This is a genomic window from Gordonia rhizosphera NBRC 16068, from assembly GCF_000298195.1.
GTDB lineage: Bacteria > Actinomycetota > Actinomycetes > Mycobacteriales > Mycobacteriaceae > Gordonia > Gordonia rhizosphera.
In genome coordinates, this window is record NZ_BAHC01000046.1 from 110,092 (window position 1) to 133,437 (window position 23,346).

General features: G+C 67.4%; 24 protein-coding genes. 12 read left to right on the plus strand and 12 right to left on the minus strand.

All coding sequences use genetic code 11. From position 1 onward, the window contains the following. The first annotated feature begins 19 nt into the window (after positions 1 to 19). Positions 20 to 619: a TetR/AcrR family transcriptional regulator gene (locus tag GORHZ_RS04435; protein ID WP_040530185.1), complete on the plus strand. Its 600-nt coding sequence runs from the start codon at positions 20 to 22 to the stop codon at positions 617 to 619. Further along, a complete protein-coding gene (locus GORHZ_RS04440) occupies positions 616 to 1,854 on the plus strand; it encodes an oxidoreductase (RefSeq protein WP_006330733.1) in 1,239 nt (412 codons plus the stop codon). The genes GORHZ_RS04435 and GORHZ_RS04440 overlap by 4 nt, the downstream gene beginning before the upstream one ends. A 47-nt stretch (positions 1,855 to 1,901) precedes the next feature. On the opposite strand, the gene GORHZ_RS04445 is transcribed toward GORHZ_RS04440, so the two are convergent. Next, positions 1,902 to 3,503, minus strand: a complete 1,602-nt coding sequence (locus tag GORHZ_RS04445; RefSeq protein ID WP_006330734.1) for a serine hydrolase — start codon at positions 3,501 to 3,503, stop codon at positions 1,902 to 1,904. Between the two features lie 286 nt (positions 3,504 to 3,789). Between GORHZ_RS04445 and GORHZ_RS04450 the strand changes: the two genes are divergently transcribed. Beyond that, complete coding sequence (locus tag GORHZ_RS04450; protein WP_006330735.1) at positions 3,790 to 5,844, plus strand: prolyl oligopeptidase family serine peptidase; 2,055 nt, start codon at positions 3,790 to 3,792, stop codon at positions 5,842 to 5,844. Here GORHZ_RS04450 and GORHZ_RS04455 read toward each other — a convergent pair. From GORHZ_RS04455 to GORHZ_RS04485, 7 genes are all read right to left on the minus strand, one after another. Continuing rightward, positions 5,805 to 6,542, minus strand: coding sequence for a rhomboid-like protein (locus GORHZ_RS04455; protein ID WP_051998749.1), 738 nt, complete (start codon positions 6,540 to 6,542; stop codon positions 5,805 to 5,807). The genes GORHZ_RS04450 and GORHZ_RS04455 overlap by 40 nt on opposite strands. A gap of 51 nt (positions 6,543 to 6,593) precedes the next feature. Continuing rightward, the gene (locus tag GORHZ_RS04460) at positions 6,594 to 7,409 is read right to left on the minus strand and encodes a hypothetical protein (RefSeq protein WP_040530148.1); all 816 of its coding nucleotides are present in this window, start codon (positions 7,407 to 7,409) and stop codon (positions 6,594 to 6,596) included. 42 nt (positions 7,410 to 7,451) lie between these two features. After that, on the minus strand, positions 7,452 to 8,414 hold the full coding sequence (ppk2, locus tag GORHZ_RS04465; RefSeq protein ID WP_006330747.1) for a polyphosphate kinase 2: 963 nt from the start codon (positions 8,412 to 8,414) through the stop codon (positions 7,452 to 7,454). A gap of 67 nt (positions 8,415 to 8,481) precedes the next feature. Next, on the minus strand, positions 8,482 to 8,997 hold the full coding sequence (locus GORHZ_RS04470) for a DUF6764 family protein (RefSeq protein WP_006330749.1): 516 nt from the start codon (positions 8,995 to 8,997) through the stop codon (positions 8,482 to 8,484). A gap of 110 nt (positions 8,998 to 9,107) precedes the next feature. Further along, positions 9,108 to 9,548 (minus strand): SRPBCC family protein, encoded by a 441-nt coding sequence (locus tag GORHZ_RS04475; protein ID WP_006330751.1) that lies wholly within the window; start codon positions 9,546 to 9,548, stop codon positions 9,108 to 9,110. Positions 9,549 to 9,648: 100 nt separating this feature from the next. Beyond that, positions 9,649 to 10,326, minus strand: coding sequence for a DUF4166 domain-containing protein (locus GORHZ_RS04480; protein WP_006330753.1), 678 nt, complete (start codon positions 10,324 to 10,326; stop codon positions 9,649 to 9,651). 126 nt (positions 10,327 to 10,452) lie between these two features. After that, on the minus strand, positions 10,453 to 11,049 hold the full coding sequence (locus GORHZ_RS04485; RefSeq protein ID WP_006330755.1) for a TetR/AcrR family transcriptional regulator: 597 nt from the start codon (positions 11,047 to 11,049) through the stop codon (positions 10,453 to 10,455). Positions 11,050 to 11,148: 99 nt separating this feature from the next. On the opposite strand from GORHZ_RS04485, the gene GORHZ_RS04490 reads away from it, so the two are divergent. Beyond that, a complete protein-coding gene (locus GORHZ_RS04490; RefSeq protein WP_040530151.1) occupies positions 11,149 to 11,658 on the plus strand; it encodes a PaaI family thioesterase in 510 nt (169 codons plus the stop codon). A 30-nt stretch (positions 11,659 to 11,688) separates the two neighbouring features. On the opposite strand, the gene GORHZ_RS04495 is transcribed toward GORHZ_RS04490, so the two are convergent. Both GORHZ_RS04495 and GORHZ_RS04500 read right to left on the minus strand, forming a co-directional pair. Beyond that, a complete protein-coding gene (locus tag GORHZ_RS04495; protein ID WP_006330760.1) occupies positions 11,689 to 12,492 on the minus strand; it encodes a tyrosine-protein phosphatase in 804 nt (267 codons plus the stop codon). After that, complete coding sequence (locus GORHZ_RS04500) at positions 12,489 to 13,436, minus strand: phosphatase PAP2 family protein (protein WP_006330766.1); 948 nt, start codon at positions 13,434 to 13,436, stop codon at positions 12,489 to 12,491. The genes GORHZ_RS04495 and GORHZ_RS04500 overlap by 4 nt, the downstream gene beginning before the upstream one ends. Positions 13,437 to 13,716: 280 nt before the next feature. On the opposite strand from GORHZ_RS04500, the gene GORHZ_RS29865 reads away from it, so the two are divergent. Beyond that, on the plus strand, positions 13,717 to 13,872 hold the full coding sequence (locus GORHZ_RS29865) for a hypothetical protein (protein WP_245551342.1): 156 nt from the start codon (positions 13,717 to 13,719) through the stop codon (positions 13,870 to 13,872). A 170-nt stretch (positions 13,873 to 14,042) separates the two neighbouring features. Here the strand turns inward: GORHZ_RS29865 and groL are convergent, their stop codons facing one another. Next, positions 14,043 to 15,668, minus strand: a complete 1,626-nt coding sequence (groL, locus tag GORHZ_RS04510; protein ID WP_006330769.1) for a chaperonin GroEL — start codon at positions 15,666 to 15,668, stop codon at positions 14,043 to 14,045. 275 nt (positions 15,669 to 15,943) lie between these two features. On the opposite strand from groL, the gene GORHZ_RS04515 reads away from it, so the two are divergent. The 7 genes from GORHZ_RS04515 to GORHZ_RS31520 all read left to right on the plus strand — a co-directional run bounded on the left by GORHZ_RS04515 (position 15,944) and on the right by GORHZ_RS31520 (position 22,505). After that, positions 15,944 to 16,423 carry an Hsp20/alpha crystallin family protein gene (locus GORHZ_RS04515; protein WP_006330770.1) on the plus strand — a complete coding sequence of 160 codons (480 nt, stop codon included), beginning with the start codon at positions 15,944 to 15,946 and terminating at the stop codon, positions 16,421 to 16,423. Positions 16,424 to 16,570: 147 nt separating this feature from the next. Further along, a complete protein-coding gene (locus GORHZ_RS04520; RefSeq protein ID WP_006330771.1) occupies positions 16,571 to 17,203 on the plus strand; it encodes a DUF4178 domain-containing protein in 633 nt (210 codons plus the stop codon). Further along, positions 17,200 to 17,736 (plus strand): DUF2617 family protein, encoded by a 537-nt coding sequence (locus GORHZ_RS04525; protein WP_006330772.1) that lies wholly within the window; start codon positions 17,200 to 17,202, stop codon positions 17,734 to 17,736. The genes GORHZ_RS04520 and GORHZ_RS04525 overlap by 4 nt, the downstream gene beginning before the upstream one ends. Beyond that, positions 17,733 to 18,311, plus strand: coding sequence for a DUF4247 domain-containing protein (locus GORHZ_RS04530; RefSeq protein WP_006330773.1), 579 nt, complete (start codon positions 17,733 to 17,735; stop codon positions 18,309 to 18,311). Before GORHZ_RS04525 ends, GORHZ_RS04530 begins: the two co-directional genes overlap by 4 nt. 55 nt (positions 18,312 to 18,366) lie before the next feature. Continuing rightward, on the plus strand, positions 18,367 to 18,792 hold the full coding sequence (locus GORHZ_RS04535) for a DUF350 domain-containing protein (protein ID WP_006330774.1): 426 nt from the start codon (positions 18,367 to 18,369) through the stop codon (positions 18,790 to 18,792). Positions 18,793 to 18,815: 23 nt separating this feature from the next. Further along, positions 18,816 to 20,405 (plus strand): polyamine aminopropyltransferase, encoded by a 1,590-nt coding sequence (locus tag GORHZ_RS04540; protein ID WP_040530154.1) that lies wholly within the window; start codon positions 18,816 to 18,818, stop codon positions 20,403 to 20,405. Positions 20,406 to 20,984: 579 nt separating this feature from the next. Continuing rightward, positions 20,985 to 22,505, plus strand: coding sequence for an HNH endonuclease (locus GORHZ_RS31520; protein WP_006330776.1), 1,521 nt, complete (start codon positions 20,985 to 20,987; stop codon positions 22,503 to 22,505). Between the two features lie 41 nt (positions 22,506 to 22,546). Here GORHZ_RS31520 and GORHZ_RS04550 read toward each other — a convergent pair. Continuing rightward, the coding region (locus GORHZ_RS04550) for an alpha/beta fold hydrolase (protein WP_006330777.1) at positions 22,547 to 23,346 on the minus strand (800 nt) is incomplete at its 5' end.

Here is a 23,346-nt window from a genome sequence, read left to right on the forward strand (position 1 = left end):
CTGTGCTTCGATCATCGTCGTGTCCGCCTCCACGTCGACGACGACCACCTCGACCCGCACGGCGTTGCTCGCGGCCGCCGAATCGCTGTTCCTCGCCGACGGCTACGACCAGGTGTCGGTACGGGCGATCTGCGCCGCGGCGCAGGCCAACCCGGCCGCGGTGCACTACCACTTCGGGTCGAAAGACCAGCTGACCGTCGCCCTGCTCGAGGAGCGCCTGGCGCCGCTGTGGGCCGACCCGCTCGACCGATTCGACCCGGCGTGTCACCGCGTCGCCGACCTCGTGAACACCGTGGTGGCGCCGTTCGTCACCATCCAGGGCGATCCACGCGGACGACTGCACCTCCAACTGTTGAGCCGATTCGCGCTCTCCCACCCGCGGGCGGGGTGGACACAGCCGTGGTTCCGGCTCGAGCGGTGGTCGACGCTTCTCGTCGAACTCGTCCCGGGACTGTCCACCGAGGACGCCCGCCGACGGTGGTCGCTGGCCTTTGCGCTGATCCTGGCCGGTTTCGGCGGCGAACATCCGCTGTCGGCGCCCTCGGTGGACGCGCTGTCACAGTTCGTCGTCGCCGGGCTCGGTACGCCGGCCCGCACCGGCCCGCAGACGCAGTCATGACCACCCCCGACCCGTTCGCCCCGGCCCGCCTCGGACCCCTCACGTTGCGCAATCGGCTCATCAAGACCGCAACATTCGAGGGCGCGACCCCCGATGCGCTCGTCACCGACGATCTGATCGCCTTCCACCGCGAGGTCGCCGCCGGGGGTGTCGGGATGAGCACCGTCGCCTACTGCGCGGTCTCGCCCGAGGGCCGCACTGACCGCCATCAACTCTGGCTGCGTGAGGAGGCGATGCCCGGGCTGCGTCGGCTGACCGACGCCATCCACGCCGAAGGTGCACTGGCCGCAGCGCAGCTCGGACATGCCGGACCGGTGGCGAACACCGCGTCCAATCGGGCGAAGGCACTGGGTCCATCGCGGATTCCGGCGCCGTTGGGCATGTCGCTGACCACCAGACTCGGTACCGGCGACATCACCGACCTGTTGGCCAAGTTCCGTCGCGGCGCGCGGATCGCGGTGGACTCGGGTTTCGACGGCCTCGAGATCCACTGCGGCCACAACTATCTGATCAGCTGCTTCCTGTCACCGCTGCTGAACCGGCGCCGCGACTCCTACGGTGGGTCGCTGGTGAACCGGGCCCGGCTGGCCCGCGAGGTCGTCGAGGTGGTGCGCGACGAGGTCGGCGACGAGGCCGCGGTGTGGGTGAAGCTGAACCTGTACGACGGCATCGGTCGAATCGATTCGGCCCGCTCCCGGCGCCTGCCGGGCCTCGGCAGCTTCGGCGGCTTCAACCTCGACGACGCGTGCGCGGTGGCGCAGCTCCTCGAGTCCGACGGCCATCTCGACGCGATCGAACCGACGGCCGGCAGTTCCCTGCTCAACCCGATGTATCTCTTCCACGGCACACCGCCCCGCGCGGAGTTCGCCGACGCATTCGGCGGCGTCATGCGTCTGGGTCTCAAGGCCGCGGGCCCGATCTTCCTGAAGCACTACGCCTATCACGACGCCTACCTTCTGCCGCTGGCCCGGCAGCTGCGGGCGTCGGTGCGGATGCCGCTGATCCTGCTGGGCGGCATCACCGACCGCACCTCGATCGACACAGCCCTGTCCGAGGGCTTCGACTTCGTCGCGATGGGGCGTGCCCTGCTCCGCGAACCCGATCTGCCGCTGCGCATCGCGGCCGACCCGACGGTGACGTCGCGCTGCGTGCACTGCAACCTGTGCATGCCGACGATCTACACGCACACACGGTGTCCGGTCCGGGAGGGAGAGGTACCCGATCCGACGCGGTGAGCCGCGGTGGATCGGCGTCAGCGCGCCGGTCGGTCGTGGCGATGCGGTCACCGGTCCGATCGGATGAACACGCCGTCGCTCGACTCGTCGTCGTAGTACTCGATGACCATGCGGCGCGCGCCCGATCCGTTCTCGGTCATGCCCGGGCCGGTGAACGTGACCTTCGAGACCGACCCGAGCGCTGCGTTCTCGTTGCGCAGGGTGAAGGTGAAGGTGTCACCGTCCCAGTGCGTGAGATCGTGTGTGGTGACGCCGTTCGGCCCCATCCCCAACACCAGGGTGCCGTCGCTCTCGCGGACCACGGCGGGACCGTACACATCGTTTCGATAGTTCCCCACATAGTCGGAAAGCGGTTGGGCCGGCGCCGGATTGGTCGGCGACTGGTCACCGACCAGGTCCCCGGACGGCTCGGAGATCGAGGCATAGGCACCCGCGTAGAGGGTGCGCCAGTCGTGGCGAACCTCGCCGAACTGGACCAGATCCGCGAACTCGCCGGTGAGAGCGTCGACCGCACCGATCGGCGAGGCGTTGGACAGCGCGACGATCGCGACGTCGGCCGACGGCAGGAAAAGCACACTCGTGCCCGCCCCCATCAGGAACGCGCCGGAGTGACTCATCTGGGTGCGGCCGCCCTCGGTGACCGAGACGTTGAAGCCGTAGCCGTAGTTGCCGGCGCGGGCCTCCGGGGAACTCGGGTGCGAGGAGATGACCTGGGGAGTGATCGCCGGCAGCAGCGCGTCGGGGTCGATGAGCTGCGCACCGTTGTGGCTACCGTTCGCGAGCACCATCGCCATCCACCGGGCGACATCGTTGACCGACGAGGAGACACCTCCCGCGGGGGCCTGGGCATCGGGGTCCCGCTGCTCTGGGGTCTTCACCCACTCGCCGTCGACCTCGACGTGCCCGACCACACGGTCGGACTCGGCCTCGAAATCGGCGAAACGAGAACTCGTGTGAGTCATCCCGAGGGGGCCATAGATCATGTTCTCCGACAGTGCGTCCCAGTCCGTCCCGGCCTTGCGGGCCGCCGACTCCGCCGCTGCGGTGAGGCCGAAATTGGTGTAGGCGTATGAGATCCGGAACGGATCGAGTGGCAGGTAGCGCAGGCGTTCGATGATCTGGGCACGGTCGTAGCCCATGTCCTCGAGCTTGTCGCCGGCGTGATCGGGAAGCCCGGAGCGATGTGCGTACATGTCGCCGATCGTCACGTGCGACGTCACCCAGGGGTCCGACAACGCGAAACCCGGGAGATTCTCGGCGACCGGGGTGTCCCAGCCGACCACGTTGTCGGTCACCAGCCGCGCGATCACCGTCGAGCCGATCGGCTTGGACATCGATGCCAGCGGGAACACCGTGTCCGGGCCCACCTCCCGGTCGGTGCCGACCTCGGCCACCCCGAAGCCCTTCGCATACACCGCCTCACCGCCGTGGACCACCGCGACCGCGAGGCCGGGGATCTTCGTCGATTTCATCAGCGAGTCGATGAGGCCATCGAGTTCACCCACCGCGTTGTCCACGGCGTTGTCCGGCAGCGGCTGCGCGACCTGGGCCGCGGGGTTGGCAGGTTCGGACGCGACCGCCGACGACGAGGGCGCCGAGGCGGATTCGGACGACGAGCTGTCACACGCCGCCACCAACGCACCGACCACGAACAACGAGACAGCCGAAGTCGCGGCTCGTAGGGCCACCGCATGGCCACGTGAACACCGGACCCGGACAGGCATCGACGACCCGCTTCCTCCGCCACCGGCGCCGGTGCGCGGCACGACACTTCCACTGGACAGAACCCGACCCGCGGCACAGTATCCCGCAAGCCCGTCGGCACCGCCAGGGGAACCGGCATATTCGACAGATCGGTCAACCGTCCGACGGCGGCCGTTCACGCCGGTCTCTACCATGGGAGTTCGCGGCCCGGGACGAGAGAAAGAGGCACCGATGACCCCTGCCGGAGTTGACACCGCAGGCCAGGACACCGACCCCTACTTATGGCTCGAGGACGTCACCGGCGACCGGGCGCTGGACTGGGTCCGAGCCCACAACGAGCCCACCGTCGCCGACCTCTCCTCGACCAGCCGGTTCGGCGACCTGCAGGCCGAGGCCCTCGAGGTCCTCGACACCGACGACCGCATCCCCTATGTGATCCGTCGCGGGGAATTCCTCTACAACTTCTGGCGCGATGCGGCCAATCCGAAAGGTCTGTGGCGCCGCACCACGTTGGAGTCATATCGCACCGACGCCCCGGACTGGGATGTACTCATCGACGTCGACGCGCTCGCCGCGGCCGAGGACGAGAACTGGGTCTGGGCGGGCGTCACCCTGCTGCGGCCCGAGTATCGTCGCGGCCTGGTGTCGCTCTCGCGCGGCGGCGCGGACGCGAGCGTCGTACGCGAATTCGACCTGGAGACCCGCGACTGGGTGGCCGACGGCTTCGAACTGCCCGAGAACAAGTCGACCATCGGCTGGATCGATCACGACACCGTCTATGTCGGAACGGACTTCGGCGAGCAGCCGGACGGATCGAGTGCGCTCACCACCTCCGGCTACCCGCGGATCGCGAAGCGTTGGCGTCGGGGTACCCCACTCGAGTCGGCCGAAACCGTGTTCGTCGGCGAGGTCGATGACGTCTCGGCGTCGGCGGCTTTCGACAACACTCCCGGCTATGAACGTCACTTCGCAAGCCGCGCAACAGATTTCTTCAATGCTCTGCGATATGAGATCCGGGACGGCGAGCAGATCGCGATCGACGTGCCCACCGACGCGCATTCCGGGGTCCGCCATGACTGGTTGTTCGTGATGCCGCGGTCGGACTGGACCATCGCAGACCGGACATACCCGGCGGGCAGTCTGGTGGTGTTCGACTATCCCGCCTATCTCACCGGCGGCCGGGACGCGACCGTGCTGTTCATGCCCGACTCGCACACCAGCCTCAGCGACTATGGCTTCACCCGCTCGCATCTCATCCTGGTCACGCTACGCGACGTGCACACCGAGGTGTCGCTGCACGATCTCGGCACCTGGGAACCGGTCGCCATGCCCGGACTTCCCTCCCTGGCAACCATTTCCGTGCTCGCCACCGATGCCGACGAGAGCGACGAGATCTTCTGGTCGGCCAGTTCGTTCACCTCCCCGCCGAGTCTGCTGTACGGCGACAGCGGTGTCGGGGTCGAGGTGATCAAGCAGTCCCCGGCGTTCTTCGACGGTGACGGTGTCGTGGCCGAACAACACTTCGCCACCTCCGACGACGGCACCCAGGTCCCCTATTTCGTGGTGCGCGGATCCGATGTGGAGTCCGGCCCGACCCTGCTCTACGGCTACGGCGGTTTCGAGAACTCGCTCACGCCCGGGTATCTCGCCATCGCCGGACGCAGCTGGATCGCCCGCGGCGGCATCTATGTCATCGCGAACATCCGTGGCGGCGGTGAGTACGGACCGAACTGGCACACCCAGGCGCAGAAGGCCGGACGGCACAAGGTCTACGAGGACTTCGCCGCCGTCGCACGGGCTCTGGTGGCGCAGGGACTCACCACCCCGGCGCAGCTGGCCGCGCAGGGCGGCTCCAACGGTGGCCTGCTGATGGGTGTCATGCTGACCCGCTATCCGGAGTTGTTCGGTGCCCTGGTGTGCCAGGTGCCGCTGATCGACATGCGCCGCTACCACCTCCTGCTGGCGGGCGCGTCGTGGATGGCCGAGTACGGCGATCCCGACGATCCCGATCAGTGGGCGTTCATGGAACCGTTCTCGCCGTATGCGAACCTGAGCGCCGACGCCGACTATCCGCAGATTCTCGTCACGACCTCGACCCGCGACGACCGGGTGCATCCGGGGCATGCGCGCAAACTCGTGGCCCGGCTGGAAGAACTGGGCCACGACGTCGCCTACTACGAGAACATCGAGGGCGGGCACGGCGGTGCCGCGGACAACAAGCAGGCCGCCTTCAAGTCGGCGTTGGCCTACGAATTCCTCTGGCGCACGCTGGCTCCGGGTTCCTGACCGCCGGCTTCGGCGACCTCCCGACGCCGGCCGAGCCGTCGCACCGTATCCATCGGGTTCCACGGTGGCGCCGGCCGTCTCCGCGTGATCGGATACCAGGCCAGGCCGATCAGCAGCGAGGTGAGGTGACCGATCCCGGTGAAGGTCAGGTTGCCGACGATCGGTACACCGTAGACCACGAGGATGCCCGCAAGATACAGCCACCGCCACGGGTAGGCGATCCGATAGGTGAGGACGCCGACGATCGCGGCGAGGAAGTAGCTGACGCCGACGTCGGTGACGTTGACCATCGACGTCCCCACCGCACCGTCGCGGATCGCCAGGCCCAGGAGTCCCTCGCTGACATACGTCGCGACGACATGTGCACTGAGGCCCACCAGCAGCCAGCGCGCCGACCCCAACCAGCGCTCGGCCGGGACGTGGAACACGAGGAACATCAGCAGATATGACAGCCAGAAGGAACCGTCGATCCAGAACAGGCTGGTGAGGAGCACGTGCAGCGGATCGCTGGCGAGGTGGTGCAGGTTGGTGGACCGTTCACCGAGGACGCGGTCGAGATCGTCCGAATCCAACGAGTGCGCGATGACGGTCGTCACGAGCAGCACCACCAGCCAGGCGAAAGTCAATGGGGCACTTCGGACAAATCGCCACGCCGCTGCCGTCGCCGACCGACAAGACCTCCCCAGCTGGTGGATCATCGCCGGCCGCCTCTCGCCTGAGACCGATGGCACCATCGTAGAGAGAGGGATTCACCGCCGCCCGACGACCACCCGCGTGACGACACCGGCGACCACCACACCGACACCGGCCACCGCCACGATCAAAGCCAGGCGATGCAGGTCGTCGACCGCGCCGTCGACGATCACCTCGGCCACCGTGCGCCCGGCGTCCTCTACGGCGACCACCTCCTGCTTGGCGCGGTCGGCGAAGAACACGCCGATCGCCCAGGCGAACACCGCCGAGCAGATCAACCCGATGCCCAGCCACACCACGACCGTCCCGCGCCGACGCGCGATCACGAGGGCCATCGCGCCGGCGATCACCGCGACGACCAGCGAGCCATAGGCCATCGCGGTGATCTGACGACCGACCTGGTAGTAGCGGCCCGCTTCCAGACCGCTCCCGGCCTGGTTGAGCGGCACCAGGATCGGGCCGGTCACGGTGAGGTCGAGGCCGGCGTTCGCGATGACGCGGTTCAGCATGCCGGTGATGTCGAGCTCCATGACCGATGTGTCGCCGCTGCTCGGCGGGGGGTCGAACAGCCAGGCGTGCTGCTGGGACGCGATGTCGGCGAAGTCCGCCTCGAACTGGGAGGTGTTGGTATAGGCCCGCGCCACCGGTGCGACGATCAGCCCGACCGCTTGACGGCCGGTCTGCTCGACGGCGGCGGACGCGACTTGGTCGGCGAGGTAGTCCTTGACCTGTTGGTCGCGCGCCGCCGTGGAGACCGTCGCCACGAAACCCTCCCGGTCGACGAGTCGTTCCTTGACCCACAGCGATGGGAGGGCCAGCACGATGGCGACCATCGAGGTCAGGGTCAGCAGCCCGGTGAAGAGTGTCCGCACAGCCACGAGGCTACCGATGACCGCCGGTCCCGCCGAAGATACCTACTCCCCGACGAGATCGCGTGCGCGCCCGACGATCAGCGGATCGGGAGTGCCGACGAGGTCGGTGTTCTTGCCCTCGTAGTCGAACAGGCTCAGGACGTGGCGCATCGCGTTGACGCGGGCACGCTTCTTGTCGTTGCTCTTCACCACCGTCCACGGCGCGTGATCGGTGTCGGTGGCCCCGAACATCGCCTCCTTGGCGTCGGTGTAGGAACTCCATTTGTCCAGCGACGCAAGGTCCATCGGCGAGAGCTTCCACTGGCGGACGGGGTCGATCTGACGGATCGCGAACCGTGTGCGCTGCTCGAGCGGGGTCACCGAGAACCAGAACTTCACCAGGTTGATGCCGTCGTCGACGAGCATCCTCTCGAAGGCGGGCACCTGCTCCATGAACTGCGTGTACTGCTCGGGTGTGCAGAAGCCCATCACGCGTTCCACACCGGCACGGTTGTACCAGGAGCGGTCGAAGAAGACCATCTCGCCGGCGGCGGGCAGGTGCTGCACGTACCGCTGGAAGTACCACTCGGTCGATTCCCGCTCGCTGGGCTTCTCCAACGCCACGGTTCGCGCGCCACGGGGGTTGAGGTGTTCGTTGAACCGCTTGATGGTGCCGCCCTTGCCGGCGGCGTCGCGGCCCTCGAACACGAGCAGGTGACGCTGCCCGGTCTGCTTCGACCACTTCTGCAGCTTCAACAGCTCGATCTGTAGACGACGCTTGGACACCTCGTACTCGCGACGGCTCATCCGCTCGTCGTACGGATAGTCCTGGCGCCAGGTGTCGACGACGTTGCGTTCCGGCAATGTCAACAGCACCGGGTCGTCGTCATCATCGTCATTGACGGCGAACTGCGTTGTGTTGTGCAGGTCGACGAGTTGCTGCAACGCCTCCCGCCCGTTGAGGACGCTGAAATCGGGTCCGATCGCGGGTGAGGAGTCCAGGTCTGAGTCGTGTAACTCGGTCACCGTTCCACGATATGCGCAGCGGCGAAACACCGCGTTGCGAAGAGGTGAACCAGGCGCCGAGCCGGACTCAGTTGTGCAGGTCGATGATCCCGGACCGCAGGCACGCCCGACCGGTGTTGCTGTCGAACGCGGTCGCGAATCCACCCTGGCACGAGATCCCGAACGGCCCGGCGACGGCGTCGCCGCCCCACCCACCGATCGCGATCGTGGTGCCGCCCTCGCGGGCCTGTGCGACCGAGAACGCGCTCGGGCCGGTGGTCACCGAGTAGGCGGTCCCGCCCGAGTTGGCGCCCGCGAGTGCAGTCGACCCCGGCTGCAGGTTGCGTGCGGTGGAGTTGCCGCCCTGATCGGCGACCGCGACGGCGGTGCCGTGGCCGCTCGTGTCCTCGGCGAAGGCCCTGCTGCCCGCACCGGCCTTGGCGCCGCAGCCACCCTTCCCGATGACGTGCTCGATCTGTTGTCCGTTGGCGGCCGAACAGGTCACCGCACCCGCCTCACCGGTACCGAGTGCGAACATCGTCGCCACCGCCGAACCCCCGATCACGAACGCAGTTGCCCGAGGCCCAAAACTGTTGATACGCATAAAAATTGACCTCCCCGGTCGCCACCGAGCGCAAACCTGCCGCACACGCTCCGGTTCAGCGTACAGATGCGGCGGCCGGTGCGTCATCGCGGGGCGGTCAACCTCGGGCGTCAGCCCGCCGCGCGGCGCTCCGACTCGGCGGTCAAGCCCTTCTTGGCGGTGTCGACGGCGATCTTCTGCGCACGTTTGACGAGCAGACCGGGCAACTTGATCTTGAGATCGATCTCGAGGGTGAACTCCACGCGCGACCCGGTCTCGGTCTCCGTCACGACGTAGAGGCCGTTCTGCTCCTTGAGGTGGTGCGCCTCGACCAGCGTCCAGGTGCAGGTGTTCTCGGTCCAGGTGTAGGACAGCGTCTGCTCGTCCGAGATAGGCCCCTCGTGCACGACGATGCGCACCTGCTCCGGGGTGCCGTCGGCGTGTTCGGTCAGGATCTGGGCCTCTCGGTGCGGACCCGACCAATCCGGGAGTGCTTCCACATCCATCAGCACCTCCATGACGACCGACGGAGGCGCGGCGACATCGAACTCGGTTTTCGCGGAAACAGCCATACGATGAACCTACCGTGCGGGCCGGCGACCGCGGCACGCAACCTGTAGGCCGTACGATCGGCCACGCCTCCCGGCCACGCCTCCCGGCCACGCCTCCCGGTCACGCCTCCCGGTCGACGAGGTCGAGAGGCCAGGCCTCGTCGGGGATGTCGGGCAGTGTGCAGGCCTGGTCGGTGGCGGTGAACCAGCCCCGGAAATGCAGGATCTCGCCGATCACCGGGTTTCGGACGGTGGCGTCACAGCGGAACCGCTGCCGGGCATCGTCCCACCCCTCGATGTACTTCAGCTGCGCGGAGAACATGCCGCGCATCCCGAGCTTCGGCCCCTTGCCCAGCCAGCGCATGGGACCGCTCTCGAGCAGCAGCTCGCCCGACGGCGTGACCGACGGTTCGATGGGATAGAGCAGCTCCGGACCGTCGCCGAAATAGTCGACGAGACCGGACCGGCCGGCCACCAGCAGCGAGTTCAGGTTGCGGGTCCCGGTGGTGTACCGAAAGGCCCGCAACACGGCGAGGCATTCACGGCCGAGTTCGTCGCGATAGCAGAAGTGGCGCTGGGTGAACGGAACCATCCGACTTGTCTTGGACGGCAAAGCGTTGCGTTTGGCGAAGTGCCAGAAGAACGGCGGAGGCAGCGCCGGGGTTACGTAGACCGACTCGTAGATGCCGGCCGCGATCTGCGCGACCCCCGAGGTCGAGTCGATGGAGTAGCGCCATGCGACGTTGGGATGCAGCCGATCGAAGTCCGATCCCAAGATTTGTCGATATACCGGTGCCATGCCGCATCCCCCTGTGCCGCAGCGCCGACACCGCCCCGCCGACGCGCCCTGCTTGGGAAGAAGCTACGCGATTCGCGCCACAGCGGGTAACTGCTGCGCGCGACGCCACACCGGCGAAGCTATCGGCTAGGGAGCCGCGGTCGCGCAGATCCGGGCCAGTTCGTCGATCACCCGGTCCAGCGGATCAACGCTGCGCCGGGTCTGACACAGCCCGACGGCGCCTTCGATGGCGGCGATGATGAGGTCGGCCAGGGTGTCGGCGCGGTCCGGTTCCACCCCTTCGTGGACCAGCCGCGCCGAGATCTGCCGGGTCCACCGCACGAGGATCTCCGCCGCCGCGTCGGCGACCTCGGGTTCGGATCGTCGAGCGAGTCCGCCGGCGAGCACCGGGCAGCCGAACTCGAAGTCGGTGTTGACCAGCATCCGCCGCCAGACGTTGCCGATCTCGATGACCGCCTCTGCCGGGGTGGCCGATCCCTCCCGGGTTATGCGGTTGGAAATGAAGTCCCCCGCGTAGCCGACGGCCTCGGTCATCAGCTGGGTCTTGCCTCCGGGGAAGTGGTGATAGATCGACCCGCGCGGGGCGGAACTCGCCGCGATCACGTCGCCGATCGAGGTCGCCGCGACTCCGTCGCGACCGATCAGGTCGGCCGCGTGCACGACCATGCGTTCGCGGGGACCTCCGGTACCCATCTCGCCGGATGTCACGGACCCCGATGTCATCGCGCCTCCCTCGGCCGCAGTTGCCCGCGCGCCCGCCACCGCTGTGACCGACGTCGCGCACATCGCATGCTATGCAGACCTTCATAATCCGCCGCTTCTATGCAACCATACATAATCATGACCACCTCGCCACAGATCTCCACCGAATCCCGCACCGTCGACGGGCACGTCGACCCGCTGTCAATGTCGGGCCTCGAGCTCATGCGCGCCTGGATGAACGACGCCGACCGAGGGGCGCGGCCCAGCATCGGACGCCTGATCGGCATGAGCCCGAAGCAGATCGACGAGGGCAGCGTGACCTTCACGGTGACCCCGCAGCCAGACTTCGCCAATCCGCTCGGCACCGTCCACGGTGGCATCTGCGCCACCCTGCTCGACTCGGTGATGGGCTGCGCGATCCACACCACGCTCCCCGCCGGGGTCGGATACACGACGCTCGAGCTCAAGGTCAACTACATCCGTACGGTCGCCGTGGACGCCGAAGAGATCACCGGGGTCGGCACGGTCATCCACGTGGGCGGGCGCACCGCCACGGCCGAGGGCAAGGTCTACTCCGCAGATGGCAAGCTCGTCGCGCACGGTTCGACGACGTGCATCGTGTTCCGCTGAGCCCGCTGAACCTCGCCACCGGCGACAGCGCTACACGAGATAGCGCTCCCGGAGTTCGGCCTGCGCGTCGTCGTCGATGCCGAGCCCCTCGGCGAAGTAGCGCTCGACGGTACCGAACAGCTGCTCCACTTCGGCGAACGCGGCATCGAGGTAGTCAGCGCGCACGCCGAGGAGCGGTCTGAGCAGTTCCGGGTCTCCACCGGCCGCGGCGAAGCCGTCGAAAATATGCGCTATCGCGGGCAGGAACTGTTCGTTCGTCAGCAGGTAGTCGCGGTAGACGTCGTCGCGCTCCACACCCAACAGCGTGAGCAATGATGCTGCAGCCCAGCCGGTTCGGTCCTTGCCGGCGGTGCAGTGGAAGAGAGCGGCGTCATCGTCGAGCAGCCCGATGAACAACGCCCGGTACGAGGCGAGTGCGCTGGGCAGATTGACGAGCTCGCGATAGGACTCGACCATCCGAGCCACTCCGCTGCCGTCGGCGAGTTTCTCCGACGCGAGCGCGACGGTCTCCGGATCACTGAGCACCTTGTCGAGATTTGCCGGCGCACTGATGGATTGGGCATCGGCGACGACGTCGAGGTGGATACCGACGACGCCGGCGAGCACGGGGTCGGGCGCAGCCTGCGTCTCCGCGATCGACCGGAGGTCGTAGATCGACCGGAGGCCGAGCCCGACCAGGGTGCCGCGATCGGCGTCGGAGGCCCGGTCGAGCGCGGCCGAGCGGAAGAGCCGCCCGCGAGTCACCCGCCGGCCGTCGGTGGTTGCCCATCCGCCGAGGTCCCGGAGATTGGCCACCGCGGTGAATTCGAGACGTTCGACGGTCGGGTCGGTCATGGGTCCATGGTGTCAGACGTCGTACCAGTCGCCTGCCGGACGGCCATCCACCAGGAGCCGACCACGATGGTTGCCACCGCCCAGGCACCGCCGAGCAACCAGCCGGCCATCACATCGCTCACGTAGTGCACCCCGAGATAGACCCGGGAGAATCCGACCGCGCCGACAAATGCGATCGCCGTAGCCCAGGCCGCCACGCGCCAACGCCATGACCTGATCACCCAGTGGGCCATCATCCAGGCGCACAGCACGGCCCCTGCAGCAGCGCCAGTGGCGTGTCCGGAAGGAAAGGAGAAGCCGCCGACGTCGATGACCGCGAACGGCGGCAGGGGACGGGGCCGACCGACGAGCGCCTTGATGGTGAGCACCATGACCCCGATCCCACCGACCCCGACCACACCGAGCAACATGGGCAACCACGACCGGCCGCGCAGCGCGACGACCCCGCAGATCACCAGCGCCAGCACTGCCAGCGTGACGGGACTGCCCAAGTCGGTGATCACCCGCAACGTCGACGTGAGCCATGCGTCACGGTGCGCCGCCAGCCAGCGCGAGGCGGGAACGTCGATCCCGACGACACCCTCCCCGTCGAGCACGTTATCCAGGATCTCGGCAAAGCCGAGGCCCAGTGCTCCGATCACCGCCAGACCGGCCAGCAACGCGGCGAGCGCAGCACCGTCGATCCGGAACGGGTGGCTCGCTCCCCATCTACTGGCCCGGACACGGCTCTCCGCCCACCCGCCCAACCGCTGCGTCGCGTCAGCATCGCTCACCCTCGCAGCGACGCCGGGAAACCGGAGCGGATATCGCGCCACCGTAATCGCGACGGCGGCATAGACGACCAGTAGAACCACCGTTACCACGCTGACCACGCCGAACCCATCCGCGCCCGTGCCAGATGGCTGCGCCATGACCACATGCGGGCCGTCCGGCGGCAGCGTCATGGGTGGAGATTAGCGGTTCGCCGGCCCGGAATCCCATCCGGACGCCGCCCGGCCAGACCCCCGAAACCCGGATGTCGACACCCTTGCGCCCGTACACTGGGCCACGCGTTGTTCCTGCGTATTCATCGTGGATCGGGGACCCATGCGACGATCGGCATCCTGCGACAAGTCGTCCTCCAACAATTCGTCCTGCGACGATCGCGGCTCGTACCGATCGATCGGCTCGACCGGATCGGCACTGAGTCTGTGGTCGTACAACTCGACGTTGAGCATCGGATCGGTGGGTTCTTTCGCGTCGATCGGCTCGACCGGATCGGCATTCTCCATAGGCTCGATCGGTTCGTTCGCATCGGCGTTCAGTGTGCTGTCGGCCTGCTCGGTGCTGTCGGTGCTGAGCTGGCGGGCGGTACGCGCCCTGATGCGCAACGGCAGCTGATCGCTTCTTCGCCGTTCGGTCGGCGTTCGGCGTTCCGCGGAACGCCGAAGGCCGGCCACCCCATGGAGGAGTGACCGGCCTTCGGTCTGATGCGTTGGAGGTTTCGAGGCTCGTACCTCGCACCTCAACCAGCGGGTGGGATCAGAAGCCCATCCTCGTCGGAGACGAGATCAGAATCCCATTCCGCCCATCTCGTCGCCACCCGGCATGGCCGGGGCCGGGTTCTTCTCCGGCTTGTCGGCGACGACGGCCTCGGTGGTGAGGAACAGGGCCGCGATCGACGCAGCGTTCTGCAGCGCCGAGCGGGTGACCTTCACCGGGTCGTTGATGCCGGCGGCGAGCAGATCCTCGTACACACCGGTGGCGGCGTTGAGGCCGGTACCCTTCGGCGAGTTCGCGATCTTGTCGGCGACGACACCCGGCTCGAGGCCGGCGTTGATCGCGATCTGCTTGGCCGGAGCCGACAGCGCAACCTTGACGATGTTGGCACCGGTCGCCTCGTCACCGTCGAGCGACAGACCGTCGATGGCAGCCTCGGACTGCAGCAGGGCCACGCCACCACCGGCGACGATGCCCTCCTCGACGGCAGCCTTCGCGTTGCGGACGGCGTCCTCGATGCGGTGCTTGCGCTCCTTGAGCTCGACCTCGGTGGCCGCGCCCGCCTTGATGACCGCAACACCGCCGGCCAGCTTGGCCAGACGCTCCTGCAGCTTCTCACGGTCGTAGTCCGAGTCGCTGTTCTCGATCTCGCTGCGGATCTGGGCCACACGGCCGGCGATCGCGTCGGCATCGCCGGCGCCGTCGACGATGGTGGTCTCGTCCTTGGTCACGACGATCTTGCGGGCGGTGCCGAGCAGCTCGACGCCGGCGCCTTCGAGGGACAGGCCGACCTCTTCGCTGATGACCTCGCCACCGGTGAGGATGGCGATGTCGGCCAGCATGGCCTTGCGGCGGTCACCGAAGCCCGGAGCCTTGACGGCGACGGACTTGAAGGTGCCGCGGATCTTGTTGACGACCAGGGTCGAGAGAGCTTCGCCCTCGACGTCCTCGGCGATGATCAGCAGCGGCTTGCCGGCCTGGATGACCTTCTCCAGCAGCGGCAGCAGGTCCTTGACGGTCGAGACCTTGCCCGACACGAGCAGGATGTAGGGGTCCTCGAGGACGGCTTCCTGACGATCGGCGTCGGTCACGAAGTAACCCGAGATGTAGCCCTTGTCGAAGCGCATACCCTCGGTGAGCTCGAGCTGCAGGCCGAAGGTGTTGGACTCCTCGACCGTGATGACGCCTTCCTTGCCGACCTTGTCCATGGCCTCGGCGATGAGCTCGCCGATGGACGCGTCGCCGGCCGAGATGCCCGCGGTGGCAGCGATCTGCTCCTTGGTCTCGACCTCCTTGGCGCTCTTGAGGAGGGACTCGGTGACGGCCTCGACGGCCTTCTCGATGCCGCGCTTCAGACCCAGCGGGTTCGCGCCGGCAGCGACGTTGCGCAGGCCCTCACGGACGAGAGCCTGGGCGAGAACAGTGGCGGTGGTGGTGCCGTCGCCGGCGACGTCGTCGGTCTTCTTGGCGACTTCCTTGACCAGCTCTGCGCCGATCTTCTCGTAGGGATCCTCGAGCTCGATCTCCTTGGCGATGGACACACCGTCGTTGGTGATCGTGGGGGCGCCCCACTTCTTCTCCAGCACGACGTTGCGGCCCTTGGGGCCCAACGTCACCTTGACTGCGTCGGCGAGGCTGTTGAGGCCCCGCTCGAGGCCGCGACGGGCCTCTTCGTCGAACGCGATTTGCTTGGCCATTAAGTGATCCTCCGATTTGGGGGTGACACTAAGTACTTGTGGCCGGACTCGGTGCCCGCGACGGACGACCGGTTGTGTCATTCGGTACCGATCTCACCGTCCCGACCTGGCACTCGCAGCTCGCGAGTGCCAAAGTCGTTTTTAGCACTCGACCCCGACGAGTGCAAGGAAAGTCGGCCCACCCTGCCCCCGCGGCCCCGGAGCGGAATAAAAGTTGAGTGGCGTGCGCTCAACCCAGTGCAAGAATCGTCATCTCGACAAGGAGGTTGAGAACAATGGCACTTCCCGCCCGCCGCCCATCCGACATAGCTTTCTGGAGCCCGTTCCGCGTCTTCGACGACACCCGGGCACGTGACCTCGCCGACTTCGGTTCCCGTTTCAACGAGCTCGTGGACGCCGCCTTCGGCGGATTCGAACCGGCCCGTGCCGGGGGCTGGACGCCCGCGGTGACGATCGAGGAAACCGACGACACCTACATCCTCGAGGCCGAACTCCCCGGCATCAAGCGTGAGGACGTCCACGTCGAACTCGACGGTGGCATCGTGCACGTCCACGGTGAGACGACCGAGGTCGAACGCAAGGGTGAGGTCCGCCATCAGACCCGCCGCACCGGCAAGTTCGACTATCGGGTGTCGCTGCCCGGTGAGGTGAACGCCGACAAGGTCGACGCCGGACTCGCCGACGGAGTACTCCGTCTCGAGCTCGCCAAGGCATCCCCGGCCAAGGCCCGCACCATCGAGATCTCCGAGAGCTGAACCAGCGGATTTCTCGGAGCTGATCCAACCGCTCGACACCCATGACGGCCACCTGCCACCCCGGCGGGTGGCCGTCATGCGTCTCGGCCATCTGCTACGACCCAAGTCCGGTATGTACGGATCGCTCCCGGGCGTTAGGGTCGGGCGGTGGAGATCCTGCTGATCATCATCGTGGCGCTGCTGCTGATCATCGCGGTCGTCGTCGTGTTCAACTTCCTCGGCAACCGCCGCATGCGCCAGGCGCAGGCCGAGGCACTGCATCAGCGGGCCTACGGACCGGCCGATCCCTTCTCCACCGCCGACGACGACGCGGTCCGGGGTGATCCGCGGCACCTGAAACCGGGCGACCTCGTCGAGCTCCGCGGCCAGACCTACGCGGTACGCGGAACCCTGCGGCTGTCCCAGAGCGGCTTTGTCTGGACCGAGAACTTCCTGGACACCGGCTCCGGCAGCAAGCTGTGGCTCTCGGTCGAGGACGATCCCGACCTCGAGGTCGTCGCGTGGCAGGAGCTGTCCGGGGTGACGCTGAGCCCCGGTCCGGCTACCGTCGACCTCGACGGGCGGCGCTACATCTCCGACGAATCGGGCTCGGCCGAATTCGAATCCGCGGGCACCACAGGCCTGGCCCCACGGGGCTCGATGCGCTACCACGATTACGAGGCCGGGGACCAACGACTGTCCTTCGAGGACTTCGGCTCGGGTTGGGAATGCGCCCGCGGCGAGGTCGTCGCTCGCAGCGAATACCGCATCTATCCCGCCAACCCCGCACCGGGCCCGTGAGCGCTTCCAGCACGACGAGCGTCCACACCTCCCTCGACGTGCCCTTCGCGGACACCAGCGCACAACAGCTCTCGTTCTCTCTGACCGCCGACGTGCGCGAACCACTCGCCCGCTGCGACCACCGTTTCGGACCGCGCACGATCTCGCTGCGCCTGCTCGGTGCCAGCCACCAGGTCATCGTCGACGACGGTCACCGGCGACTGTGCGAAACCGTCGCATGTCTGCCCGACGTCGGCACCCCGCTGCCCGGCACCGTCGCCGACGGTGTCTATGCGTTCTCATCGCGGGTCGACCGGTGCGATCTCGCGCGGCTGGAGAGCGTCGTCGCCGGTCTCGTCCGCCGCACCTGCGACCACCGGGCCGCGGGGTTGCCCGCGCTGCTCGGCCGCTTTCCTGGCCGACCTCTCGCCGTCACCGCGGTCATCGCCTCTGCCGACGACGACACGATCACCTGGCAGACCTGGCACACCTATCCCCAGTGCGGGGAGCTGGTGACGACGACCGGAGAGCTACGGGGGACGCCCGCCCGATGAGCTATCCCCCACCACCCCCTCCTCCACCCGGCGGCTACGGCCCGCCCGCCGGGTTCGGCCCCGACGAGGACCCCCGACGCGGGCTGCGCCGCACCCGCAACATCATCATCGGTGTGATCGTGGTGATCGCCCTACTCGCGATCGTCGGATCGTGCTCGGTGACGGCCATCCGAGGTATGACCGGCGACAACGCCAACGCCCGCAACTACATCACCTCGCATTACCAGCGGGACCCGTCACTCGACGACGGTGACGTCGACGCCTATGTCGCCCAGGGGACGCCGACGACGGTGGCGGCCGAATTGAGCGACGTGCAGCGTCCGACCGATCAGCGCAGCGGTGACACCTCGAATCCGCAGAACGCCGCGGGCACCCAGTTCCTGCAGTATCCCGACTACCTGGTCGGGCTGTTCCCGTTGACGGCCGCCACGACCCAGGTCATGCTGAGCCGCGACTACGAGTCGGGCTACCGCCACTATCGCCCGTACGTCGGCGGGTTCTGGGTCCCCACACCGAGTTACGGCGGTTCGGGAAGCAGCTACCGCGGCGGCGGATCCGGAGGTGGCGGCAAATGACCTCATCAACTCATCCGACCAGCTGACGCCCACGAACCCCCGAAACGAGGACACCGTGCTCACCCGACTGATCGAGAACGCCTACGCGGCCGGCGCCTACGGCCTCACCGGAATGGTCCTGATGCTGCTGGCATTCGCCGTCATCGACGCACTCACCCCGGGTAATCTCCGCCATCAGCTCTGGGCCGACCGAAACCGCAACGCGGGCATCCTGGTCGGCTCCAACATCTTCGCCGTCGCGATCATCGTCGCCGCGTCCATCGTCGCGAGCGAGGGCCGGCTACTGGAAGGGCTCACCTACACGGTCGTCTACACGTTCATCGGGATCACGGTCATGACGGTCACCTTCTTCATCATCGACCTGTTCACCCCGGGCAAACTCGGTGAAATCGTCATCGAGCCGACCAGCCATCCCGCGGTATGGGTGCACGGCATCACCCATATCGGCATCGCGCTCATCGTCTCGGTGTCGATCCTCTGACTCTCCGACCCTGACGAGCTCCGATGACACCAACCGAGACATCCACCGCGTCCGCAACGGATGTGGCGGACGTGTCTCCGGTCGGTGGGAACCACGGGAGATGGGCTCGCGCAGGGTTACTCGCGGTTGTCTTCGTCTGCGCCGCCTGCGGCCTGGTCTACGAACTCGCGCTGGTCTCGCTGGGCTCGTTCCTCATCGGCAACACCGCCACCCAGGCCTCGATCGTGCTCGCGGTGATGGTGTTCGCCATGGGGGTCGGGTCGCTGGCCGCCAAACCGCTACAGGCCCAGGCGATCGTCGCCTTCGCCATCATCGAGCTCACCCTCGCACTGCTGGGCGGCCTGTCGGTGCTGACGCTCTACGCCGCCTTCGCCTACCTGTCGCTCTATACGCCGGCACTCGTGGTGGTCGCCTTCGTGCTCGGGCTGCTGATCGGCGCCGAGATCCCGTTGCTGATGGTGCTGCTGCAACGCATTCGACGTCAGGACGCCGGTAGCGCGGTCGCGGACATGTTCGCCGTCGACTACATCGGCGCGCTGATCGGCGGGCTGTGCTTCCCGTTCCTCCTACTCCCCCTGTTCGGCCAGCTGCAGGGCACCCTGCTCGTCGGGTTGGTCAACGCCGCTGCCGGCTGCTTCCTGGTGTTCGTGGTGTTTCGGCGCGACCTGCGTGGGGTCCGCCGGGTGGTACTCGGGATCGCGTCCATCGCCGTCGTCGGCACGCTGGTCGCGGCGCTGATGCTGGCCGGTCGGTTCGAGGTGACGGCACGACAGGCCATGTTCCGCGACCCGATCGTGGCCGCCGAACGCACGCCGTATCAGGACATCGTGATCACCGAGCGTCGTACCCCGCTCGGCCCGGACACGCGGCTCTATCTCAACGGGGACCTGCAATTCTCATCGATCGACGAGTACCGGTACCACGAGAGTCTGGTGCACCCGGCGATGGCCGGCCCGCACGCGCGGGTGCTGATCCTCGGGGGCGGCGACGGACTGGCTCTGCGCGAAGTGCTGGGATACCGGGACGCGACCGCGACGCTGGTCGAACTCGATCCGGAGATGGTGCGGCTGGCCCGCCACGACGAGCGACTGCTGGCCCTCAACCGGAACTCCATGAACGATCCGCGCGCCACGGTGATCACCGCCGACGCATTCACGTGGCTGCGCAGCGATCGCGACCTGTTCGACGTCATCGTCGTCGACATGCCGGACCCCGACGAGTCGGCCACGGCGAAGCTGTACTCGACTGAGTTCTACTCGTTGGTGCGTGCGCATCTCGCCGACGGCGGTCGCGTCGTGGTGCAAGCCGGTTCCCCGTATTTCGCGCCGAACTCGTTCTGGTGCATCGACGCCACGCTGCGCGACGCCGGCCTCGCGACAACCCCGTACCACGTCGACGTCCCGTCCTTCGGTGACTGGGGGTACCTGCTCGCGGGCCGCACCGAGCAGCGGTTGTGGCTCGACGCACCGGGACCGCTGCGGTTTCTCACCGCGGGCGAACTCGCCGCCGCCGCAGTGTTTCCGGCGGACCGCCCGCGCCTGGATCTACCGCCATCGACGCTGATGGATCCGCGCATCCTCCGCTATGCGCAGGGCGAGTGGTCGGTGTACTGAGCCGGGGGCTTGAGCGCTGGGGCCTTGGGAGCACCCCGCGGGATGGTCGTCGGAGCGGCAGAAACGTTCCGCGGAACGGATGTGCAGTTGAACGCTCCGCGAGACGCGCACCGACGCGTCGATGATGATCGGCGCGCGTTCCGCCGAACGCTCGGCGGCGAAGCACCCCGCAGGACTCATCCGGGCAGAAACGTTCCGCGGAACGCAGTGCGGTGCGCGCGCTCCGCGACACACAGAGTCGTGGCAACGTTCCGCGGAACGCAGTCTGGTACCAACGTTCCACGGAACGCTATCGGGTAGAACGCTCCGCGGAACGTTGTGCGTGATGCGTCGGCCCTTCAGGGAGTGAGCGACGGCGTTCCGCGGAACGCTCGCCGGGGGCCGAACACCTTGTGGGGGTGAATATTCCACGCGTCGCCAGATTGTCGTACCCTGCCGATATCCTATGGATGGCCGGTTGAGCTTTCACAACCCTGGGGGAATCTGATGACCGTCACACCACTACATCCCGACGACTCACCCGACGACACAGCACCCGAAGCATCACCCGACACGCCGTCGGAACCGTTGCCGCCGAACATGTTCGACGACACCCCGATCGCCGACCTGACCGACGATGTGCTGCGCGACCGGGTGCTGGGGCATTCCGGTCAGCTCGCGGCGCTAACCGCACGCTGGCTGGACCTGCTCGTCGAACTCGACACCCGCCACGCCTGGAGCGGCGACGGGGTGTTGTCGTGCGCGCACTGGCTGTCCTGGCAGGCCGGACTGTCCCCGCGCACCGCCCAGGAACACCTACGCGTCGCCCACGCGCTGACCGACCTGCCGCTGCTGCACGGAGCGTTCGCCGCCGGCCGCCTGACGTATTCGAAGGTACGCGCGCTGACCCGGGTCGCCACCCCCGACCGTGAACAACAACTTCTGAACGTGGCGGCGTCGGCGACCGCCGCGCAGGTGGAGCGGCTGGTGCGGGCGATGCGCCAGGTCGACCGCAACACCACCGAACACGAGCAGGGCTACATCGAATCGTCGGGGCGGTGGCGCTGGAACCTCGACGGCAGCCTGTCGGTCAACCTGCGGCTGTCCGCGCTGGACGGGGCACGGTTTCTAGCCGGTGCGGTACGCGCGGAGTACGACCGCACCCGCACCGCCGGCGACGACGATCTACCCGCCGAGGTGTTCGACCCACCCACCGACCCGGACGCGGCGGTGGCGGCACTGCCCGAAGAGGGGCCGGAGATGGACACATGGCAGCGCGACCTGTGGCGTCACGTCCCCGCCGACATCGCGCCCGCGGTCATCGCAATGGCCGACACCCTGCACACAGCGGTCGACATCCCGCAGATCGCGCCGGGTGCGGAGATCCTGATCCACACCCACGCCGACGACAACGCCGACACCGACACCGACACCGACACCGACACCGACACCGACACCGACACCGACACCGACGAAACTACCGAGACCGATACCGACGATCCCGATATCGACGACACCGCCGCACCGGCGCAAGGTCTACTCAGCCCCGACCCGCACCTCGACGACGGGCCCGCGCTCGCCGACGTCGAGGTCGACGAAGCCCGCTGCGGGGCGGCGGTACGCAAGGTACGCACCACCAGTCGCGGCGCGGTACTCAAGTGGGGGCACAAACGCCGCACCCCGACCGCATCCCTGGTGCGGGCCATCTTCCAGCGCGATCGCGGGTGCGCGCATCCGGGGTGTGGACGCACCCGCCACCTGCATGTTCATCACGTGCGATTTTGGTCGCAGGACGGGCCGACCGATCCGGACAATCTGATCATGTTGTGCGGAACCCATCATCGGGCCCTGCATCGCGGCGAGTTCGGCATCAAAGCGTTGGGGAAGCAGCGGTTCAGTTTCCACCGCCCCAGCGGAACCCTCATCGAGACCGCACCGCCAACATCGGCGACGGACGGCTGGACCCCCGACCCCGCCATCGCCGAGGACGCGACCATGCCCGTCGGCGGCGGGCGCCTGGACCTGGGCTACACCACCGAGGTGCTGTACGCGATCTGGCAACTCAAAGCCCGCCAGTCGGCAGAGGCAGACGCCCAGGAGGCCGAGCCGATCGCCGCATGAAACGTTCCGCGGAACGCAGTGTGCTCCCGTGACGTCGAGTGCTACGGCGTCTGCGGAACCGCTTTGGGTTCACGCGGCGACGTCTGCGCAACCGCCCAGTCGAGTGCATGATCGGCGACGGCCTCCCAGCCCGGCTCGCCGCAGGTCCAGTGGGAGCGTCCGGGGAACTCGTGATAGTCGGTGATCGCCTTCGACTTCCGGTACTTACGGGCGTTCGACTTGTTCACCGCGGGGGGCATGATGTGGTCGGCCCCACCGGCGATGAAAAGCAGTGGTGCACGGTCGTCGCGCGCATAGTCGACCCAGGTCTCCTGGTGTCCGGGAGTGAGATTCGCGAACACCCCGTACTTGAAGACCCACGAGCCCGGCGCCGCGATGGCGTATCGGTCGTACACGGTCTGCGACTCGGCCTCATCGAGCGTGTTGGTGAAGGCGTAGTGCCACTGCTTCGGAGTGAATCCGGCGGCCTTGTGACGGTTCGAGAAGCGACTCAGGATCGGCAGTAGCGACTTGATCTGTGACGGCGGCTGCGTACGCACCCCCTCGGTGGGTGCGGAGTCGATCACCACGGCGGCGGCACCGAGACCGCTAGCGACGAGCAGCTGGGTCAGGATGCCGCCGAACGAGTGACCCATGATGATCGGAGCGGTCGGGACGGACTCGACGACGCTCGCGACGTGATCGACCGTCTGCGGCACCGTGAGATTCGCGATGACGTCCGGGTTCTCGCGCAGCGCCTCGACCTCGATGTCGAAGCCGGGATAGGCCGGTGTGATCACCCGGTACCCCTTGCTCTCGTAGTGCGTCACCCAGTTCTCCCACGATCGCGGGGTGACCCAGA

Coding starts and splice junctions, on each gene's coding strand:
- GORHZ_RS04470 (WP_006330749.1), bottom strand. CDS start 8,997: ATGCGTATCAACAGTTTTGGGCCTCGGGCAACTGCGTTCGTGATCGGG.
- GORHZ_RS31520 (WP_006330776.1), top strand. CDS start 20,985: ATGTTCGACGACACCCCGATCGCCGACCTGACCGACGATGTGCTGCGC.
- GORHZ_RS04540 (WP_040530154.1), top strand. CDS start 18,816: ATGACACCAACCGAGACATCCACCGCGTCCGCAACGGATGTGGCGGAC.
- GORHZ_RS04480 (WP_006330753.1), bottom strand. CDS start 10,326: ATGGCACCGGTATATCGACAAATCTTGGGATCGGACTTCGATCGGCTG.
- GORHZ_RS04490 (WP_040530151.1), top strand. CDS start 11,149: ATGCAACCATACATAATCATGACCACCTCGCCACAGATCTCCACCGAA.
- GORHZ_RS04515 (WP_006330770.1), top strand. CDS start 15,944: ATGGCACTTCCCGCCCGCCGCCCATCCGACATAGCTTTCTGGAGCCCG.
- GORHZ_RS04455 (WP_051998749.1), bottom strand. CDS start 6,542: ATGATCCACCAGCTGGGGAGGTCTTGTCGGTCGGCGACGGCAGCGGCG.
- GORHZ_RS04485 (WP_006330755.1), bottom strand. CDS start 11,049: ATGACATCGGGGTCCGTGACATCCGGCGAGATGGGTACCGGAGGTCCC.
- GORHZ_RS04500 (WP_006330766.1), bottom strand. CDS start 13,436: ATGACGCTGCCGCCGGACGGCCCGCATGTGGTCATGGCGCAGCCATCT.
- GORHZ_RS04475 (WP_006330751.1), bottom strand. CDS start 9,548: ATGGCTGTTTCCGCGAAAACCGAGTTCGATGTCGCCGCGCCTCCGTCG.
- GORHZ_RS04495 (WP_006330760.1), bottom strand. CDS start 12,492: ATGACCGACCCGACCGTCGAACGTCTCGAATTCACCGCGGTGGCCAAT.
- GORHZ_RS04530 (WP_006330773.1), top strand. CDS start 17,733: ATGAGCTATCCCCCACCACCCCCTCCTCCACCCGGCGGCTACGGCCCG.
- GORHZ_RS04450 (WP_006330735.1), top strand. CDS start 3,790: ATGACCCCTGCCGGAGTTGACACCGCAGGCCAGGACACCGACCCCTAC.
- groL (WP_006330769.1), bottom strand. CDS start 15,668: ATGGCCAAGCAAATCGCGTTCGACGAAGAGGCCCGTCGCGGCCTCGAG.
- GORHZ_RS04440 (WP_006330733.1), top strand. CDS start 616: ATGACCACCCCCGACCCGTTCGCCCCGGCCCGCCTCGGACCCCTCACG.